The 2,678-nt window shown below is 39.2% G+C and carries 4 protein-coding genes; all 4 read left to right on the top strand.

All coding sequences use genetic code 11. The features are described 5' to 3' along the window. The coding region (locus tag ACQY2K_RS07990) for a GDP-mannose 4,6-dehydratase (RefSeq protein ID WP_428041424.1) at positions 1-346 on the top strand (346 nt) is incomplete at its 5' end. Between the two features lie 2 nt (positions 347-348). Further along, entirely contained in the window at positions 349-1,428 is a 1,080-nt protein-coding gene (locus ACQY2K_RS07985) for a DegT/DnrJ/EryC1/StrS family aminotransferase (protein ID WP_428041423.1), read from the top strand. A 3-nt stretch (positions 1,429-1,431) separates the two neighbouring features. Continuing rightward, positions 1,432-2,142, top strand: coding sequence for a WbqC family protein (locus ACQY2K_RS07980; protein ID WP_428041422.1), 711 nt, complete (start codon positions 1,432-1,434; stop codon positions 2,140-2,142). Then, positions 2,139-2,678, top strand: a 540-nt coding sequence (locus tag ACQY2K_RS07975; protein WP_428041421.1) for a DegT/DnrJ/EryC1/StrS family aminotransferase, incomplete at its 3' end; no start/stop codon positions are given. The genes ACQY2K_RS07980 and ACQY2K_RS07975, both read left to right, overlap by 4 nt.

Genomic DNA, 2,678 nt, shown 5'->3' with positions numbered 1-2,678 from the left:
CGGAAAAAATGTGCGTGATTGGCTGTATGTGTTGGATCATTGCAAGGGAATTGCCTTGGTGTGGCAACAGGGCAAAGCGGGCGAGACGTACAACATTGGTGGCCGCAATGAGCGTAATAACCTGCAAATTGTACATACTATTTGCACCCTGTTGGATGAGTTGCACCCCGCGAAGGATGGAAGGCCCTATGCACATTTAATCAGTTTTGTAAAAGACCGCGCCGGGCACGACCGCCGCTACGCCATTGACGCTACCAAACTGGAAACGCAGTTAGGGTGGAAGGCACAAGAGACCTTTGAGACCGGTATCAAAAAGACCGTTCAGTGGTATTTGGGGAAGATCTAATTATGTGTAAAATTTTTGTTACCAAACCTTACTTGCCACCACAAGATGAATATACCGCCCAGGTAGAAAAGATCTTTCAGGCCTGTCAATTGACGAACCAAGGTCCTCGCCTAAGAGAATTAGAAGAGAAAATACAATCTTTCTTAAAAGTTCCGCATTTTCAATATGTTACCAACGGAACTATTGCCCTTCAATTGGCTTTAGAGGCCTTAGATATTAGAGAAGGGGAAATAATTACCACTCCGTTTAGTTATGTAGCCACGACATCTTCTATTCTGTGGCAGCGGTGTAAACCCATTTTTGTGGATATAGAACCCCACAATTTTACCATAGACGTTTCAAAAATAGAGGCCGCTATTACGTCCAAAACGCGTGCAATTATGCCAGTGCATGTTTTTGGATATGCATGCGATACGGAACAAATAGAGAATATTGCCAGAAAATATGGTTTGAAAGTAGTATATGATGCTGCCCACGCCTTTGCCTCTGTTTATAAAGGACGATCTTTGTGTGGCTATGGAGATGTATCCACTCTGTCTTTTCATGCCACTAAATTGTACCACACGGTGGAAGGCGGGGCCTGTATTGTGCGTGATGAATTCGTAAATACAAAGTTAGATTTAATCAAGCGCTTTGGTCATAACGGAAACACGCATTTGTGCTTAGGAATAAATGGGAAACAGTCAGAGTTTCATGCGGCTATGGGATTGGCTATATGGCCGCATTTAACCGAAATTGTACAAGCCCGTAAACGCATCTCAGCCGAATATGATGAACTACTGGCCGGGGCAATAGGTCGTCCAATGGAGCAAAAAGATTTGCTATATAATTATGCTTATTATCCCGTGTTATTTAAGAATGAAGCGCAACTTCTGCGTGTTTTTGCTGCATTAGAAAAAGAGGATATTTACCCGCGTCGTTATTTTTACCCATCCTTAAATAGATTGCCTTATTTGCAGGAGAAACAGCATTGTCCCGTATCGGAAGATATCTGCTCTCGCATTGCTTGTTTGCCTCTATATCCGGCCCTTGCAATTACTGATGTTAGACGTATTGCCCATATAATATTGGAGAATTTATAAATTATGAAAGTCGGTATAATGCAGCCTTATTTTTTCCCTTATATTGGATATTTTTCTTTGATTAAATATACGGATAAGTTTATTCTGTTTGATCCAGTACAATTTATTAAACATGGTTGGATTGAACGAAATAGAATCTTAAAACAAGGCGGCGGGTGGATGTATATTGCGGTGCCTTTGGAAAAACATCCCCGGGAAACCCTTATTAAAGATATTCAAATACGGGAAGAACCATGGAAGGAAAAAATTTTTTCGCAACTGACTTCATATAAAAAAAGAGCTCCATATTATAAGGAAACATTGGAAGTTATAACAAAAGCATTAGATATTCAAACAAAGAGTATTACACATTTGAATCATAAGATATTAAAAGTAGTGTGTGAATACTTGGACATTCCGTTTGAAAGTTATATTTTCAGTGAAATGAATTTGATTATAGAACAGCCGCACGCGCCCGATGAATGGGCCTTAAATATTTGCAAATCTCTTGGAAATGTGGATGAATACGTCAACCCGCCAGGCGGACTGAATTTTTTTAATCGAGATAAGTATGAAAAAGCAGGCATTAAGTTGCTTTTTCAACAACCCATTTTGACACCGTATTCCCAATGCCAACCTTTTGCCTTTGAGGAAGGCTTGTCTATATTGGATGTGATGATGTTTAACTCCAAAGAGCAAATTAATAAAATGCTGGATAATTATACTTTGTTATGATTACAAAAGAAGCGAAAAATATCAAAAATGCTCAGTTCCATCGGGTTTATTTCAATTCGGCCCGGGCAGCTTTTCTGTCATTATTAAACGCGGTTTGTGCTGATTGCAAAGATACCATTTTAATGCCCGCATATATTGGGCAATCCGTTAAGGAGGGCAGCGGAGTGTTTGACCCTGTCCGTACATTGCGGATTCCTTATCAATTCTATAATTTGCAAGAAAATTTGCAAATAGATATGGAGGATTTTATCAAAAAAATACAAAATCCTCACATTCGGGCAGTGTTTTTAATCCATTATTTCGGATTTCCACAAGAAAATGTTGTGTCCATCAAAAAAATATGCCAGCAGAAAGGTATTTTACTGATAGAAGATTGTGCACACTCTTTATATTCCTGTTTAAATGGACGACCTATTGGGAAGTTCGGTGATTTTGCCTTGTTTTCTATTCATAAATTTTTACCGAGTAACGCTGGCGGTTTTTTATTATTAAATAATAAAATTTCTGTGGAGGCTTCGCATCCTATTGCGTTGGAG

The sequence above is a fragment of the Candidatus Avelusimicrobium fimicolum genome, assembly GCF_021632165.1.
GTDB lineage: Bacteria > Elusimicrobiota > Elusimicrobia > Elusimicrobiales > Elusimicrobiaceae > Avelusimicrobium > Avelusimicrobium fimicola.
Note: the sequence above shows the minus strand (reverse complement) of the source record. Positions and strands in the feature narration are given on the sequence as shown.

Bases quoted from the DNA above. Each gene is read 5' to 3' on its own strand.
- ACQY2K_RS07985 (WP_428041423.1), top strand. From the start codon at position 349: ATGTGTAAAATTTTTGTTACCAAACCTTACTTGCCACCACAAGATGAA.
- ACQY2K_RS07980 (WP_428041422.1), top strand. From the start codon at position 1,432: ATGAAAGTCGGTATAATGCAGCCTTATTTTTTCCCTTATATTGGATAT.